Source organism: Aquamicrobium lusatiense, from assembly GCF_014201615.1.
Taxonomy (GTDB): Bacteria; Pseudomonadota; Alphaproteobacteria; order Rhizobiales; family Rhizobiaceae; genus Mesorhizobium; species Mesorhizobium lusatiense.
Genome location: NZ_JACHEU010000001.1, coordinates 1,262,341 through 1,276,001 on the forward strand (window position 1 = coordinate 1,262,341; position 13,661 = coordinate 1,276,001).

Below are 13,661 nucleotides of genomic sequence, written 5' to 3' on the forward strand. Positions count from 1 at the left end.
AGGAAAAGTGGAACCACTTTTCCGGTTCGGAAACGCGACGAATCAAAGACTTGGAGCCGTTCAGTGATTCCGTGAAATACTGAACGACTCTGACGGACCGCTTCCGGGGCCTCGGTGTTCAGACCGGCGTCGGCACCACCGTCGCCACGATGGACGCGTCGAGCGCCTCGTAACCGGCAAGGTCGATCATGTCGTAGAGCTCGGCCCGGGTCTGCATTTCGGGCACCATCGCCTTTGTCGAGCCGTCGCGCTTCAGCGTCGCGTAAAGCTTTTCCTGCGCCTTGTTGGCGACGCGCAGTGAGGAAACCGGCCAGATCACCATTTTGTAGCCCATTGCCTCGAACTCGTCGGCGGTAAAGAAGGGCGTGCGGCCGAATTCGGTCATGTTGGCGAGCAGCGGCACACCCGGCATGCGCGCGGCGAATTCGCGGAACATGTCCGCCGTGGTCAGCGCCTCGGGGAAGATCGCATCCGCGCCCGCTTCCATGTAGAGCTTTGCCCGCGCCACGGCGCCGTCCATGCCTTCGCTGGCCGCCGCATCGGTGCGGGCGATGATGTAGAGGTTGCGCCGCGCCTTTGCCGCAGCGGCGACCTTGGCCGCCATGTCGTTGGCGTCGGCCAGCTTCTTGTCGTTGAGATGGCCGCATTTCTTGGGCAGGAGCTGGTCTTCGAGGTGAACCGCGCCGGCGCCAGCCTCCTCGAATGTGCGCACCATGTGCATGACGTTGAGCGCCTCGCCATAGCCGGTGTCGCCGTCGACCAGCAGCGGCAGGCCGGAAGCGCGCGCGATCTGGCGGATGAAGAAGGCCACTTCGTCGACGGTGATGATGCCGAGATCGGGGATGCCCATCGAGGCGGTCATGGCCGCGCCCGACAAATAAAGCCCCTCGAAGCCGGCGGCCTTGGCCTGAAGGGCGGCCATGCCGTTATGGGCTCCGGGAAGGCGGGTGATGCCGCCGCTTGCGACGAGCGCCCTGAAGCGCTCGCCTGCGGAGTGTTGCGGAAGGTCTGAAGAGACGAGATAGGGCATGCTTTTCCTCAGGCTGCCTTGGAGTTTTCGGCCGGCCGGCCACGGCGCTCGATCGACACGAATTCCAGATTTTCCGGTCCCGTGTAATTGGCGGAAGGCCGGATGATCTTGTTGTCGACGCGTTGCTCGATGATGTGCGCGGCCCAGCCGCTGGTGCGCGAGATGACGAACAGCGGTGTGAACATTGCCGTCGGCACGCCCATCATGTGATAGGAGACCGCGCTGAACCAGTCGAGGTTCGGGAACATCGCCTTGGCATCGGCCATGGTGGATTCGATGCGCTCGGCAATGTCGAACATCTTCGTCGATCCGGCCTCGACGGAAAGCTGGCGCGCCACGGTCTTGATGACCTTGTTGCGCGGGTCGCTCACCGTATAGACCGGATGGCCGAAGCCGATGACGACCTCTTTCGCCTCGACGCGGCTGCGAATGTCGGCTTCCGCCTCATCCGGATCGGCGTAGCGCTTCTGGATCTCGAAGGCGACCTCGTTGGCCCCGCCGTGCTTCGGCCCCCGCAGCGCGCCGATGGCCCCGGTGATGGCCGAGTACATGTCCGAGCCGGTGCCGGCGATCATGCGCCCGGTGAAGGTCGAGGCGTTGAACTCGTGTTCCGCATAGAGGATCAGCGAGATGTGCATCGCCTTCACATGCGAGGCCTTCGGTGCCTTGCCGTGCAGAAGATGCAGGAAATGGCCGCCGATGCTGTCGTCGTCAGTCTCGACCTCGATGCGCCGCCCGTTATGGGCAAAGTGGTGCCAGTAGAGCAGCATCGAGCCGAGCGAGGCCATCAGCCTGTCGGCGATGTCGCGCGCGCCGGGCAGGTTGTGGTCCGCCGCTTCCGGCAAAACGCAGCCGAGAGCGGAGACGCCGGAGCGCATCACGTCCATCGGATGGGTCGCGGCCGGCAACAGCTCCAGCGTGCGCTTCACTGCATCCGGCAGCCCGCGCAGGGCCTTCAGCTTCGCCTTGTAGGCGGCAAGCTCGGCCTGCGTCGGCAGCGTGCCGTGGACGAGGAGATGGGCGATCTCCTCGAACTCGCAGGTCTCGGCCACATCGAGAATGTCGTAGCCGCGATAGTGGAGATCGTTTCCGGTGCGCCCGACGGTGCACAGCGCCGTGTTGCCGGCAACGACGCCGGACAGGGCAACGGACTTCTTCGGCTTGAATGCGCTCATTACTTCCTCCCTACCTCTTCCAGTCGAAAATGCCGGTGGCGGCGGCCGGGCCGAGCTTGTCCTGCGCGACCGTGAAGGTGAGGCCCGACAGTTCTTCCGGCTTCAGTTCCAGAAGGCGCTCGACTGTGGCGATGAAACGGTCCTGCTCGGCCTTCTCCACGACGCCCTCGGCCAGCGTGCGGAACTTGTTGACGTAGTCCGGACGGGTGAAGGGGCGTGCGCCCAGTGGATGCGCATCGGCGATCGCCAGTTCGTCCTCGATGACCGAACCGTCCTGAAGGGTGACGGTGACGCGGCCGCCGAACGCCTTTTCCTTCGGATCATGGCTGTGATAGCGGCGCGTCCATTCGGGATCCTCCACGGTGGAGATCTTGTGCCAGAGGGCCACCGTTTCAGACCGGTTGGCGCGTTCGGGCGCATAGGAACGCTCGTGGTGCCAGCCGCCGTCTTCCAGTGCCACGGCGAAGATGTACATGATCGAATGGTCGAGCGTTTCGCGGCTCGCCTTCGGGTCCATCTTCTGCGGGTCGTTGGCGCCGGTGCCGATCACGTAGTGGGTGTGATGGCTGGTGTGGATGACGATGTCCTTCACCCTGGTGAGGTCGCCGATTTTCGGCCCCATGCGGCGTGCCAGATCGATGAGCGCCTGGCTCTGGTATTCGGCCGAATGCTCCTTGGTGTAGGTGTCCATGATGGCGCGCTTGGCCTCACCCTTTTCGGGCAGCGGCACCACATATTCGGCCTTGGGGCCTGAAAGCAGGTAAGCGATGAAGCCGTCCTCGCCTTCCCATGCCGGCGACGGCGCGCCTTCGCCGCGCAGCACGCGGTCCACGGCCTCGACCGCCATCTTGCCGGCGAAGGCCGGAGCATAAGCCTTCCAGCTCGAAATCTCGCCCTTGCGCGACTGGCGGGTGGTGGTGGTGACATGCAGCGCCTGCTGCACGGCCTGATAGATCACTTCCGCCGAAAGCCCCAGCGCCGTGCCGATGCCGGCGGCGGCCGAGGGGCCGAGATGGGCGATGTGGTCGATCTTGTGCTCGTGCAGGCAGATGCCCTTCACGAGATTGACCTGCACCTCGTAGCCGGTGGCGATGCCTCTGGCGAGTGCCGCGCCCGACAGGCCGCAATGCTGCGCCACGGCAAGGATCGGCGGGATGTTGTCGCCCGGATGCGAATAGTCGGCGGCGAGGAAGGTGTCGTGGAAATCAAGTTCGCGCACCGCCACGCCGTTGGCCCATGCCGCCCATTCCGGCGAGATGCGCTTGGCGGTGGAAAGGCCAAACACGGTAGCGCCGGGCAGGAAGGGGTGAGCCTGCGCCTGCGCCCGGGCGCTCGCCACCGGGCGGCGCGCCAGCGATGCGGCGGCAACCGCCGCATTGTCGATGATGCGATTGCCGATCATCTCGACCACATCGGCGTCGAGCGCGACGTTGTCGGCGGCAATCGAGGCGATCTTCCAGGCGAGCTGGTCTTCGCGGGCCAGATTTTCGGCGGATTTGTAGGTGCGGACCTTATGCGACTTCACGAATGAATATCCTCTGCGTTGCATTGATCGGAAGTGGGGAGGGGTGTCGGCCTGCCGTCGCCATCGACGGCGACCATCATGAAATGGCCGCTGATGGCGGGGTCTTTCTCACCGCTGTCATCGGTGAAGGCATTGACCAGAATGGTCATGGAGGAGCGGCCGCGAAACACGATGCGGGCGCTGATGTCGATGATCTCGCCCAGCCGCACCGGGCGATGGAATTCGATGCCATCGGCTTTCGCCATGACGACATCGCAGCCGGCATGGCGGGCAGCGCACAGGAAGGCGGCCTTGCCCATCAGGTGCAGCGCATTGGCGCCATAAAGCGTGCCGTAGTGATTGGTCAGTGCAGGCAGAACCAGTTCACTGAAGCGCGCATCGCTGTGCAGGGAAAGTTCCTCCGGCATTCCTGAAACGTGCTCCTTGGTTCGAGAGCCTCTTTGCTAATCCGCAATATCCGCATATGTTAAAAATCGTAAACCACTGAAAAGGCAGACATTTGCGAAGCCAGATCAGTGAATTTGCAAAGTTTGCGAAGTTTGTGAGGCGAGGGTGACGCCGTGAAAAAGCTGTTTATGGGCGTGCGATTGAAGCGGCTGCGGGAAGAGCGCCGGCTCACCCAGCAGGCGCTGGCCGACTCCATCGGCATTTCGCTGAGCTATCTCAACCAGATCGAGAACAACCAGCGCCCGCTCACCGTAGCGGTACTCCTGAAGCTCAACGCCGCCTTCGGTGTCGACGTGCAGCTTTTCTCCGGCGAGGACGAGGCGCGGCTGGTGGGCGAGCTGCGCGAGGCGCTGTTCGATCCGGGCGTGGGAGAGGAGATTTCGAGCGCTGAGCTGAAGGAGATCGCCACCGGCATGCCGGCCGTGGGGCGCGCCATCGTCGGGCTGCACAAGCGCCTGTCGCGCGCGCTGGACCAGTCTGCGGCGCTGGCCGCGCGGCTGGGCGATGACCGGCAGGGCGACGGCGGGGCGGACTCAGCACCCATCGCGGCCGCTCCCTTCGAGGAGGTGCGCGACTTCTTCTATGCAAGGCACAACCATATCGATGCGCTTGACCGGGCTGCCGAGGCCGCCGCCACGGGGCTTGGCCTGCCGCCGGGGCGCATGGTAACGGGGCTGGAGACCTATCTGGAAGCGAAACACGGTGTGCGGGTGTTGCGCCACGCGCTGCCGCCCGGCTCCGGCGTGCAGCGCGCTTTCGATCCGCAGGGACGCATATTGCGGCTTTCGGAGCGCCTGAGCGGCGGCCAGCAGGCATTCCAGCTGGCAACCCAGCTCGCCTTTCTCGAATATGGCGGGCTGATCGATGCGGAACTGGCGGAAGCCTCGTTCTCCAATGCGGAGACGCGGGCGCTCGCCCGCATCGGCCTTGCCAATTATTTCGCCGGCGCACTGGTGCTGCCCTATTCCGTCTTCCTGCAATCGGCCAAGGAGCTGCGCTACGACATCGACCTGCTCGGACAGAAATTCGATGTCGGTTTCGAGACCGTCTGCCATCGCCTCAGCACATTGCAGCGGTCGGGCGCGCGCGGCGTTCCCTTCTTTTTCATCCGCGTCGATCGCGCCGGCAACATCTCCAAGCGCCAGTCGGCCACGGACTTTCACTTCTCGCGAGTGGGAGGAACCTGTCCGCTGTGGAATGTCTATGAAGCCTTCACCCGGCCCGGACGCATCGTCACCCAGCTTGCCGAGATGCCGGACGGGCGCACCTATCTGTGGATGGCGCGCACGGTCGATCATTCGGCAGGTGGCTACGGAACGCCCGACAAGACCTTCGCCATCGGTCTTGGCTGTGACCTCCAGCATGCGCCGGGGCTGGTCTACTCCAAGGGATTGCGACTCGACGACGCCGAGGCGCGCACGCCGATCGGCGCCGGCTGCAAGATCTGCGAGCGGCCCGCCTGCCCGCAGCGCGCCTTCCCGCCGGTGGCGCAGGCGCTGCGCATCGACGAGACGCGCAGCAGCTTCACGCCTTTTGCCTCCACCTGAGGTCGGGGCTGCTGCTGCCGAAACAGGTTCCCCTCGAAGCCATGATGGGGTAGGGCGGGCGCCGGGCGAAATTGCCCCGCGGAAAGGTCCGGATGCGCACACAAAGTTTCGACACCGTCATTCTCGGCGCCGGTGCCGCCGGCATGATGTGCGCGATCCACGGCGCCGCCCGCGGCGGCCGCGTGCTGATTGTCGATCATGCCCGCAATCCGTGCGAAAAGATCCGCATTTCCGGCGGCGGCCGCTGCAACTTCACCAACACCGGCGCCACTGCGCGCAATTTCCTGTCAGCGAACCCGCATTTCGCCAAGTCCGCACTCGGCCGCTACACGCCGCAGCATTTTATCGCGCTGGTCGAGAAACATGGGATCGCCTATCACGAAAAGACGCTCGGCCAGCTCTTCTGCAATCATTCCGCCAAGGACATCATCGCCATGCTGCTGGACGAGATGGCGCAGGCTGGCTGCGAGGTCCGGCTTTCGACCACGCTGGAAAAGGTCGGGTGCAGTGAAGCCGGTTTTTCGGTGACGCTGGGCGGCGAGGGCGCTGCAGACATTGTCTGCCGCAACTTCGTCGTCGCCTGCGGCGGCAAATCCATCCCGAAGATGGGCGCGACCGGCCTCGGCTACCAGATCGCAACGCAATTCGGTCTCGCCGTGACCGAAACCCGCGCCGGGCTCGTTCCCCTGACCTTTGGCGAGGATGTGCTCACCGGCTTTCGTGAAATCTCAGGCGTCGCGGTCGATGCGCGCGTCAGCTGCGGCAAGACTGCTTTCGAGGAGGCCTTGCTGTTCACGCATCGGGGCCTTTCCGGTCCCGCCATCCTGCAGATTTCATCCTACTGGCGCGAAAAGCAGCCCGTTCGCATCGCCTTTCTGCCCGGTCAGGATTTTTTTGCCGCCCTTGCCGCGGCCAAGCGGGAAAACGGCCGCCGCAGCATTGCCACCGCGCTTGGCGAACTCCTGCCAAAGCGGCTGGCAACACATCTGGCGCAGACGCAGGGCTGGACCGGAACGCTCGGCGAAACGACCGACAAAAGGCTTGCCGCAATCGCCGCCACGCTTCAGGGCTGGGAGGTCTTCCCCATCGGCACGGAAGGCTACCGCACGGCGGAGGTCACGCTCGGCGGTGTCGACACCGGCGGCCTCGATTCCCGCACCATGGAAGCCAAAGCCGTTCCGGGCCTGCATTTCATCGGCGAGGTGGTGGACGTGACCGGCTGGCTCGGCGGCTACAATTTCCAGTGGGCGTGGTCGTCCGGCTGGGCGGCGGGAACCGCGATTGCCGAACGGGCAGCATGAGCGCCGTCACATCGGTAACGTCAGCGAACGACTATCACCATGTTGGCCGCAGCTTCCCTTACAAAACACCCATTTCGCAATCTCTCCCGTTGATGCCCGCGCACGGATCGTCTAAGAGGTTGCTCGCACTGCTTATGCACCCGTAGCTCAGCTGGATAGAGTGTCGCCCTCCGAAGGCGAAGGTCACAGGTTCGAATCCTGTCGGGTGCGCCAATAATTCCAATGACTTAGCATCTTTGTACTGCTGCGGTACAAACCCCTGTGTCACCAAGGTGTCACCATTGGAAACTGCCAGCGCGACCGCAACGCCGAGCCGCCCCATGTCCGCCAAGCGCAGGCAGGCAATCTTCACCGAGCACTGCACCGGGCACCACGTCGCACCGTGCTGTCTGTGCGGTAAGCTGATACACAGGCACAGCGACCAGTGGACCGTCGAACATATCCGCGCCCTCGGCTTGCTCGGGCCGGACGTGAACACGATCTGCGCCCCGGCCCATGAGGCTTGCCGCCGCGAGAAGGACAAGGCCGACATGGCGCGGATCGCGAAGGCCAAGCGGCAGGCGAGGGCAGGGCAATGAGCTAGGGTAGGGGGATCGGAATGAGGTGGAAGCTTTTTTGCGGTTTAGCGATACTTGCGCTTCTCGCTGGGATCGGCGGCGCTGAGCTTCAACTGCGATGGGCTTCGCCTGCTGTCGCCAAAGATGACCCGCTCTACAAAGAGTATGTCCAATCCCTCTTTCTGGTTCCGGGGAAAGCGCAGGAAGAGTTCGAGCGTCTGGCAACAGCGAGCCCGCTTCTGACATCCTATGCAATGGCACTTTTCACCAAAAATCGCTGCTCTACGCCTCCTGCGTCGGATGCACTTATTAAAGCTGCCGGGGGAACAGACGCGTTTACTACAGAGGCTGGAGAGCGCGTTTTTGCCGTTGTTGGCGTTGTTGCCACAATGACTTACCCCTCCGTTGAGGCAGAAGCTCGTTTTTGCGAAAGCGCTCAAAGATTTATTCAGACGGGCGAAAAATATGTTTCAGAGCATGCGCGTTAGAGGACACTCCTCTGAATCCTTCCGGGTCCCGCAGATTCTCGCGCTGCCCCAGTAGAGAGCCACCACAGGCGCTCACAACGGGGAGGCAACCGCCATCCCCTTCACGTCATCGAACGATATCTCGCAGATCTGTTTACCGTCTTTATCGCGCACCCTGACCGCCCATCCTGACGGCTGCTGGCCCGCCTCGACAGCCTCGTCGTAGAGATCCTTTGCTGAGCGCAGCGCTTCAGCGCGGGCGGCTTCTGGGGTTGGAAATTCGATACCCTTAATTTCCTGCTCAACGTCGTCACAATCCAGATACATGAAAGAGAAAGTCGGCATCTCAAATCCTTAGGTGCAACTCTATTTCAGCATATCGGCTTCAGCACATCGGCCACACCAGAAAAAAGCCCGCTGCCGAGGGAACATTCGACAGCGGGCAGTGTGGCAACATCTCTCGTGATGAACCCTGTTAACGTTCACAAATCAAGAAGGTTCCCGCTCTCTTTTAAAATCGGCCGTCCGGCTTCAGCGTATTTTGGTTTCGTCGATCCTGTGGAACATCTTGCTACCGGTCTTGTTAACTATCGGACAGGAGGATCGCATTATGAATACAGCAATCCACATATTCTTGGTCGCGTTCGCCGCGGCCGTCCTAGGCGCAGTTGTGGCAATCTCCATTGCTCCAGCGAGAGTCGATCCCAATCCCACCGCTGCGATCGCTGAAGAATGAGAAAAGCCCGCCACCCTCTTGGATAGCGGGCCTGACGGTGTTTCCGGGTTCTGTGGCTTTTTAGGACGGCGGCTCCTTTGTCACCCCGAACCATTTCGCAATCGCACCAAACAGCAGATCAGACGCCCACATGGCCGAGTTGCCGACAAGAAACGACGACGCCAGATATACATGGAAATTGTTCTCCGGCATCGGCCAGCCGATCAGTTGCAGGTACTGGACGATAGGCACTGTGAGATAGACGCATGCCAACATGCCGGCGATGGGAGAAACAATGATCTCCCTCAGCCGGATCTTCTTGCGGGTGATCGAGCGGAGCAAGCCGCCGGCAGCACCTGCGGCAAGAAAGCTCGGATCGATCCCGATCGAACGCAGCAGATCGCTTATCATTTCCAGCATCCCCGGCCTTTTCCAAACTGGTTGTGAGCCGCCACCTGCTCGGCAAACGGCCTGTCGCTGGCGATGATGACCTGCCGGGTTTCTGCCGATGGCGTAAGCTTTCGCCACCCATCGCATTCACTGGCAGGAACCATCTGGCAGGATGCTCCCGCCAAGAGCGGCACACAGGCCAGCATCATCCATGTTGCGCACTTTCTCATCGGTCGCGCTCCTTTGCCTGAGAACTTCAACGGATCGGGTGAGAATGGCCTGCCGTTCGGACGCAGCGCCCCGCTGGTAGCCGTGGAGCCAAGGAATGCCCGTGATAAAGGCTGCACCCACAAGAGCGCCGAGCACGCGGCCGAGGGGTGACAAGAGGAAGGAGATCATCCCGACACCTCGGACTTGATCTGGCGAACTGCGGCGACGATCTGGCGGCGAAGGAGAAGCAGCAGCAGAATGATCACCAGAAGGACCACGCCGCCGGCGACAATCGCCTGCCAGTCCATGCCGAAGATGCCGCCAAGGCCAAGAGCCGCAATGCCGCCACCGCCGGTGAGTTTGGTCCACAGGTCGGATTTCTCCTTGACCTTGGCTTCGACCTCGGGAGGCACGACTTCCTTCTCGACCTCGACGGGCACCTCAATCTTTGGCTGTCCCGCCTCATGCCAGCGCTTGACCTCAGACAGCGCCGCCGTGACCTGCATGACGGAGACGGATGCATTCTGGCCGCTGTAGTAGCCTTTGCCTTTGGAGGTCGGCAGCGAGGCCCATTCGCGCGCCAGATTGTCGAGCAGAGAGTTGAGCGACAGCCGACCCGCCAGCCACTTGTCGATGCCGCGCTGACCAAGCAGGTAGCAGGCCATCCGATCCTGCATGTCACGGTCAAACAGTGTGCTTGACGGGAGACTGAGCGCCTTCTGGATATTCCGGCGCGTGGTGCGCACGATCTGGTAGCGGCCACACGCAGACGACTTCCACTTGTTTTTCGGGTGGGCGAGCATTCTGCCTTGCAAACCATCGACCTGCTTGAGCGTCATCTTGACCAGATCGACCGGGCCGCCCGTGTACGCACCGTAGGCCAGAGTCTCGTTGTATCCTCGGCCTTTGTCGGTGCCTTCAGAAAGGCCGAGAAGGTCGAGCACAGGGCGGTACACGTAATAGCGGTCGCCCGCGCCAGTTGGCACGTTCGTCATGTCAGTTCCTTTCGTTGTGGTGGTGGGCCTCTCTGGCATTAGCCAAAAGAGGTATTGGACGGCCCCGCGGTGCCGGCGCTATCGTTCGGGCTTCAATCTTTGCGGGGGCAAGTCATGGAAATGTACGTGGAGCCGGCCAAAAGGCCCGGCAGACGCAAGCTGATCCGAAAATCGCCGCTGATGCCAACAGCCATCACGCATGACATTGATGGAATATGGCTGACGATGGATGCTGAAGGCATCTACGACGCCTCCACGTATCGCTATACGCTGAAGCTTTCATCCGAGACGGTCGCCATGATCATACAGACATGGGTCAGCAAACCATTGCCGGACAGAACAGCATTGCGTTCCTGATAACTTTTCATATGGTCGCCTGCGGCTTTTCTCCAGCAGCCGCAGGGCTGGCGCGCTATCCGGCAGGGAACTAGACGGTGCGTCAGCCCAACCAAAAGAAGGGTTTCAGGTTGGCGCATGCGACAGCGCGATGCACTTAGGATTTTATACGTTGCCATTGTGCTGGTGACGCTCGCGGTTGGGGCGACTGGCGTCTACGGGCTTTATGACCACCTACAGTCCATGAAGGAACTCAATGCCCGCCTGAAGATTGACAGCGATGAACTTCGTTGACCAAAATGGTGCTGCGGTTCCCATGTTGCCGTGAGCCGGCGCTCTTTCCTCCCCAAGGACCATACAGAGCGCCGGCTCTTTTTTGAGATGAAGATGACTGGCGGCAGATGCGCCTTCCTTCATCACGAAACGTGACAAGACTGAAACAATTTGATAAAAGCCCGACCAACATCATTTTTGTGGAGGGCGAAATTGAATGGAACATCCACCAAGTAACGATCCTTCCGATAGCGCTTCAACTGCGACGACCGCACCACAACTCCGACTTAAAAATTCACGAAACGAAGCAATTTCTATTGTTTGCTGGATAGCATTCGGTCTTCTTTTGCTGTCGCTTATGACAATAACCCTCACCGGGGCAAATGTCTCAGCCCTATTCAGGACTTAGGGTTAGCCATTGCCTCGCCGAAGAGGGATCTTGTGACCGGCTACGAAAAATCTCCCGACTACGGCAATCCGCCCGGTAACAGCGGGCTTGGCATCATCATTGTCATGGCGGCTGTTGTAGTCGTGCTGGCCGCGCTGATCTTTGCGTGACTCGACTCCCTGCCTGACGCTGTGCTTGTATCGCCCCGGGGATTAAGGGAGGGGCTCAGTGAACTACAAAGTCTTTCTAGCGCTGTCGGCTGCGGCAATGGCGTCGTCGTGTTCGTTGTCATCCAAGGTAGATGTGACCTCGTGCCCATCGACCGTCACGATCAGCAGCAGCATGTCGAGTGATCACCAGTACACATACTTCAAGGTGATCAATCGATCAGCCGCTGCCGTTGTCGCCCAGGTCGAGCGATCAGTCATTTTCGAGGGCCGGAGGGTTCCCGACGCAAAGCCAGTTAATATCCGTATTCGCGCGCAATCGCAGGAAAACGTCCCGGGCTCCTTCCTGACCCGGCAACAGCCACGCGTGAAGCTTCTCGGTTGCAGGTGATCAGCGAGCTATTTCCGGCAGGTAGCTGTAGCGCGCAAGTTCGGTTCGCAGCTCTTTAACTCGGTAACACCGGCCACAGATCATCCGCCGTCACGTCCACCGGCAATGGCTCCATAGCCTTGACCGCCCAGCTTGCCGCATAGAGGTCGGAGACATAAGCAGACGACTGTTGCCACAGCGACAATACCTGAGGCGGCGTCAGCTCGTGGTTGACATTGTTGCCGTCGCGATAAACCGTGATTGTCGAGGTGTCGCCGCCAGCAATGCGCATCTGGGCAGCCAGCGCCAGATTGGTCAGGTTGCGGGCATCCTCATCCCGGCCGGTGACGTAGACGCCATCGATAACCTTGCCGGCCTCGATACGGCGCTGGCGCTCGGCATTGATGGCGGCATGCAGATCATCTCGTGTCGGCACCGGGGGCTCCGAAGCAGTGCGGTAAGAGGCAACGCGCGCAGCCGTCCAATGCTCCTCGGCAGCCTCACGTACAGCCTCGGGCAAGCTGGCCACCGCGGTGGCCTCCCATACGCCCTGCCGCCACACACCCGGTGCGTAGAGCGTTGTGTGGCCGCCAGCATCGCGGAGCGTGATGGGGCCGGTTGGATCGGTGAAGATGGTGATATCCATGTGTGCCTCCTAAGCCGCCGTCCAAAATGCCGCGCTGAAGAACAGAATATTCGCACCTGTCTTCAGCACACTGGTGGGTGCGGAGCCGCCGGGATTTGTGAGCATGCGCGCTTGTCCCACAGCAGAGATGTCGATGTTGACCGGCACGGATGTTAACGAATTCAGGCCGATTGCAGCAGAGACTGCCCGACCACCAGCAGGCACAAAAGGCACACCATCGATCTGAACGGATCCCGAGCCAACATCTGTTACGGTGGGGCGAATGTCGAAGTTGCACAGGACGAGTTGGCCTAGTTTTATCCACGTGCAGATACGAGCGGCATAAGAGCTGATGGTCGGAGATGTCGTTGTTGCGGTCAACGTGAGGTTAGATGTGCCTGCCACAAACGGGAGCCGGGCAGCCGGCAGGATGCCGGCATTGAGGTTGGCGGCGTCATTGGCGCCGAGGGCGAGCCGTGCCGCACTGCCGTCGGCCGAACCGAGCACGCCACGCATAAATGCCGTCAGGTTATGCGTTGCCAGCGCGCCGGCACCAGTGGCATGGATGCCCTTGTTGGCGGCGAGGGTCAGCCCGCCGAGGCTGGTGAGGTTGGGCACCAGTGCGGCCATGAGATCGGCATGGGCAGCGATCAGCCGATCGGCATCGGAGACCCGCAGGATTTCGTAGGGCAGCGCCGTTCGCGTAACGCCGGGCCACCCCTCGGCCAGTGTGAGGCCGGTGCCGTTGGGATTGATGGCAGCAATGGTCACCGAAAAGCCGGCCGCTTTGATCTGGTCACCAGCCCGCAGCCCTGCAGTATTCCAGCTTGTGCCCTGTCCAGTCACAGCCGTCTGGCCGTTGGTCAGGGTGGCGGTGCCGGTTTTGTAGATCGGGCTCCAGTCAGCCATTGCTTGCCTCCTTTCGGGTCTTGGGTGCTGCGGCCTCGGCCGACACCTCAGCAAGCTTTGCGGCCAGCTCGATCTTGTCCTGCTCAAGCGCCGCAACGCGTGCTGAGAGCGTATCGACCAGCTGCTCTGCCGCGTCTCGCTGTCGTGTCAGCCGCGCTACAGTGTAATCGCGGGCAACAGGGGTGGATGCAGGCACGGCAATGCCGGCCGGCGCGGGTGCGTCGGTTGTCATGG

17 protein-coding genes and 1 tRNA gene are annotated in these 13,661 nt (G+C 61.7%); 8 read left to right on the forward strand and 10 right to left on the reverse strand.

Features of this window, described 5'->3' with window-relative positions; all coding sequences use genetic code 11:
• Window positions 1-118 precede the first annotated feature (118 nt).
• From prpB to HNR59_RS06010, 4 genes are read right to left on the reverse strand one after another with little or no spacing between them, the layout of a single operon-like run.
• Window positions 119-1,030 (reverse strand): methylisocitrate lyase, encoded by a 912-nt coding sequence (gene prpB / locus HNR59_RS05995; protein WP_183827289.1) that lies wholly within the window; start codon window positions 1,028-1,030, stop codon window positions 119-121.
• 8 nt (window positions 1,031-1,038) lie between these two features.
• Complete coding sequence (gene prpC, locus HNR59_RS06000) at window positions 1,039-2,205, reverse strand: bifunctional 2-methylcitrate synthase/citrate synthase (protein ID WP_183827292.1); 1,167 nt, start codon at window positions 2,203-2,205, stop codon at window positions 1,039-1,041.
• Between the two features lie 10 nt (window positions 2,206-2,215).
• Window positions 2,216-3,730 (reverse strand): MmgE/PrpD family protein, encoded by a 1,515-nt coding sequence (locus HNR59_RS06005; protein WP_183827295.1) that lies wholly within the window; start codon window positions 3,728-3,730, stop codon window positions 2,216-2,218.
• A complete protein-coding gene (locus HNR59_RS06010) occupies window positions 3,727-4,137 on the reverse strand; it encodes an acyl-CoA thioesterase (protein WP_183827299.1) in 411 nt (136 codons plus the stop codon). Before HNR59_RS06010 ends, HNR59_RS06005 begins: the two co-directional genes overlap by 4 nt.
• A gap of 153 nt (window positions 4,138-4,290) precedes the next feature.
• Here HNR59_RS06010 and HNR59_RS06015 point away from each other — a divergent pair, with 153 nt between their 5' ends.
• From HNR59_RS06015 to HNR59_RS06035, 5 genes are all read left to right on the forward strand, one after another.
• Window positions 4,291-5,724, forward strand: coding sequence for a short-chain fatty acyl-CoA regulator family protein (locus tag HNR59_RS06015; RefSeq protein WP_183827302.1), 1,434 nt, complete (start codon window positions 4,291-4,293; stop codon window positions 5,722-5,724).
• 92 nt (window positions 5,725-5,816) lie between these two features.
• Complete coding sequence (locus HNR59_RS06020) at window positions 5,817-7,025, forward strand: BaiN/RdsA family NAD(P)/FAD-dependent oxidoreductase (protein WP_183827305.1); 1,209 nt, start codon at window positions 5,817-5,819, stop codon at window positions 7,023-7,025.
• Window positions 7,026-7,161: 136 nt separating this feature from the next.
• Window positions 7,162-7,238 (forward strand) — tRNA-Arg (locus tag HNR59_RS06025).
• Between the two features lie 68 nt (window positions 7,239-7,306).
• Complete coding sequence (locus tag HNR59_RS06030) at window positions 7,307-7,603, forward strand: hypothetical protein (RefSeq protein ID WP_183827308.1); 297 nt, start codon at window positions 7,307-7,309, stop codon at window positions 7,601-7,603.
• 20 nt (window positions 7,604-7,623) lie between these two features.
• Window positions 7,624-8,070, forward strand: coding sequence for a hypothetical protein (locus HNR59_RS06035; protein ID WP_183827312.1), 447 nt, complete (start codon window positions 7,624-7,626; stop codon window positions 8,068-8,070).
• A 72-nt stretch (window positions 8,071-8,142) separates the two neighbouring features.
• On the opposite strand, the gene HNR59_RS06040 is transcribed toward HNR59_RS06035, so the two are convergent.
• The 3 genes from HNR59_RS06040 to HNR59_RS06050 form a co-directional block, all read right to left on the reverse strand.
• Window positions 8,143-8,394: a DUF6894 family protein gene (locus HNR59_RS06040; RefSeq protein WP_183827314.1), complete on the reverse strand. Its 252-nt coding sequence runs from the start codon at window positions 8,392-8,394 to the stop codon at window positions 8,143-8,145.
• A 451-nt stretch (window positions 8,395-8,845) separates the two neighbouring features.
• Window positions 8,846-9,184 carry a hypothetical protein gene (locus HNR59_RS06045; RefSeq protein ID WP_246374517.1) on the reverse strand — a complete coding sequence of 113 codons (339 nt, stop codon included), beginning with the start codon at window positions 9,182-9,184 and terminating at the stop codon, window positions 8,846-8,848.
• Between the two features lie 365 nt (window positions 9,185-9,549).
• Entirely contained in the window at window positions 9,550-10,359 is an 810-nt protein-coding gene (locus tag HNR59_RS06050) for a lysozyme family protein (RefSeq protein ID WP_183827317.1), read from the reverse strand.
• A 114-nt stretch (window positions 10,360-10,473) separates the two neighbouring features.
• On the opposite strand from HNR59_RS06050, the gene HNR59_RS06055 reads away from it, so the two are divergent.
• The 3 genes from HNR59_RS06055 (at window position 10,474) to HNR59_RS06065 (ending at window position 11,914) form a co-directional block, all read left to right on the forward strand.
• The gene (locus tag HNR59_RS06055; protein ID WP_183827320.1) at window positions 10,474-10,716 is read left to right on the forward strand and encodes a hypothetical protein; all 243 of its coding nucleotides are present in this window, start codon (window positions 10,474-10,476) and stop codon (window positions 10,714-10,716) included.
• 117 nt (window positions 10,717-10,833) lie between these two features.
• Complete coding sequence (locus tag HNR59_RS06060; RefSeq protein ID WP_183827323.1) at window positions 10,834-10,989, forward strand: hypothetical protein; 156 nt, start codon at window positions 10,834-10,836, stop codon at window positions 10,987-10,989.
• Window positions 10,990-11,584: 595 nt separating this feature from the next.
• A complete protein-coding gene (locus tag HNR59_RS06065; protein ID WP_183827326.1) occupies window positions 11,585-11,914 on the forward strand; it encodes a hypothetical protein in 330 nt (109 codons plus the stop codon).
• Between the two features lie 55 nt (window positions 11,915-11,969).
• On the opposite strand, the gene HNR59_RS06070 is transcribed toward HNR59_RS06065, so the two are convergent.
• From HNR59_RS06070 to HNR59_RS06080, 3 genes are read right to left on the reverse strand one after another with little or no spacing between them, the layout of a single operon-like run.
• Complete coding sequence (locus HNR59_RS06070) at window positions 11,970-12,539, reverse strand: DUF4376 domain-containing protein (protein WP_183827328.1); 570 nt, start codon at window positions 12,537-12,539, stop codon at window positions 11,970-11,972.
• A 9-nt stretch (window positions 12,540-12,548) separates the two neighbouring features.
• Window positions 12,549-13,427: a hypothetical protein gene (locus HNR59_RS06075; protein ID WP_183827331.1), complete on the reverse strand. Its 879-nt coding sequence runs from the start codon at window positions 13,425-13,427 to the stop codon at window positions 12,549-12,551.
• Window positions 13,420-13,659 carry a hypothetical protein gene (locus HNR59_RS06080; protein WP_183827335.1) on the reverse strand — a complete coding sequence of 80 codons (240 nt, stop codon included), beginning with the start codon at window positions 13,657-13,659 and terminating at the stop codon, window positions 13,420-13,422. The genes HNR59_RS06075 and HNR59_RS06080 overlap by 8 nt, the downstream gene beginning before the upstream one ends.
• Between the last annotated feature and the right edge of the window lie 2 nt (window positions 13,660-13,661).

Coding starts and splice junctions, on each gene's coding strand:
- prpB (WP_183827289.1), bottom strand. CDS start 1,030: ATGCCCTATCTCGTCTCTTCAGACCTTCCGCAACACTCCGCAGGCGAG.
- prpC (WP_183827292.1), bottom strand. CDS start 2,205: ATGAGCGCATTCAAGCCGAAGAAGTCCGTTGCCCTGTCCGGCGTCGTT.
- HNR59_RS06010 (WP_183827299.1), bottom strand. CDS start 4,137: ATGCCGGAGGAACTTTCCCTGCACAGCGATGCGCGCTTCAGTGAACTG.
- HNR59_RS06020 (WP_183827305.1), top strand. CDS start 5,817: ATGCGCACACAAAGTTTCGACACCGTCATTCTCGGCGCCGGTGCCGCC.
- HNR59_RS06035 (WP_183827312.1), top strand. CDS start 7,624: ATGAGGTGGAAGCTTTTTTGCGGTTTAGCGATACTTGCGCTTCTCGCT.
- HNR59_RS06040 (WP_183827314.1), bottom strand. CDS start 8,394: ATGCCGACTTTCTCTTTCATGTATCTGGATTGTGACGACGTTGAGCAG.
- HNR59_RS06045 (WP_246374517.1), bottom strand. CDS start 9,184: ATGCTGGAAATGATAAGCGATCTGCTGCGTTCGATCGGGATCGATCCG.
- HNR59_RS06050 (WP_183827317.1), bottom strand. CDS start 10,359: ATGACGAACGTGCCAACTGGCGCGGGCGACCGCTATTACGTGTACCGC.
- HNR59_RS06055 (WP_183827320.1), top strand. CDS start 10,474: ATGGAAATGTACGTGGAGCCGGCCAAAAGGCCCGGCAGACGCAAGCTG.
- HNR59_RS06060 (WP_183827323.1), top strand. CDS start 10,834: ATGCGACAGCGCGATGCACTTAGGATTTTATACGTTGCCATTGTGCTG.
- HNR59_RS06070 (WP_183827328.1), bottom strand. CDS start 12,539: ATGGATATCACCATCTTCACCGATCCAACCGGCCCCATCACGCTCCGC.
- HNR59_RS06075 (WP_183827331.1), bottom strand. CDS start 13,427: ATGGCTGACTGGAGCCCGATCTACAAAACCGGCACCGCCACCCTGACC.
- HNR59_RS06080 (WP_183827335.1), bottom strand. CDS start 13,659: ATGACAACCGACGCACCCGCGCCGGCCGGCATTGCCGTGCCTGCATCC.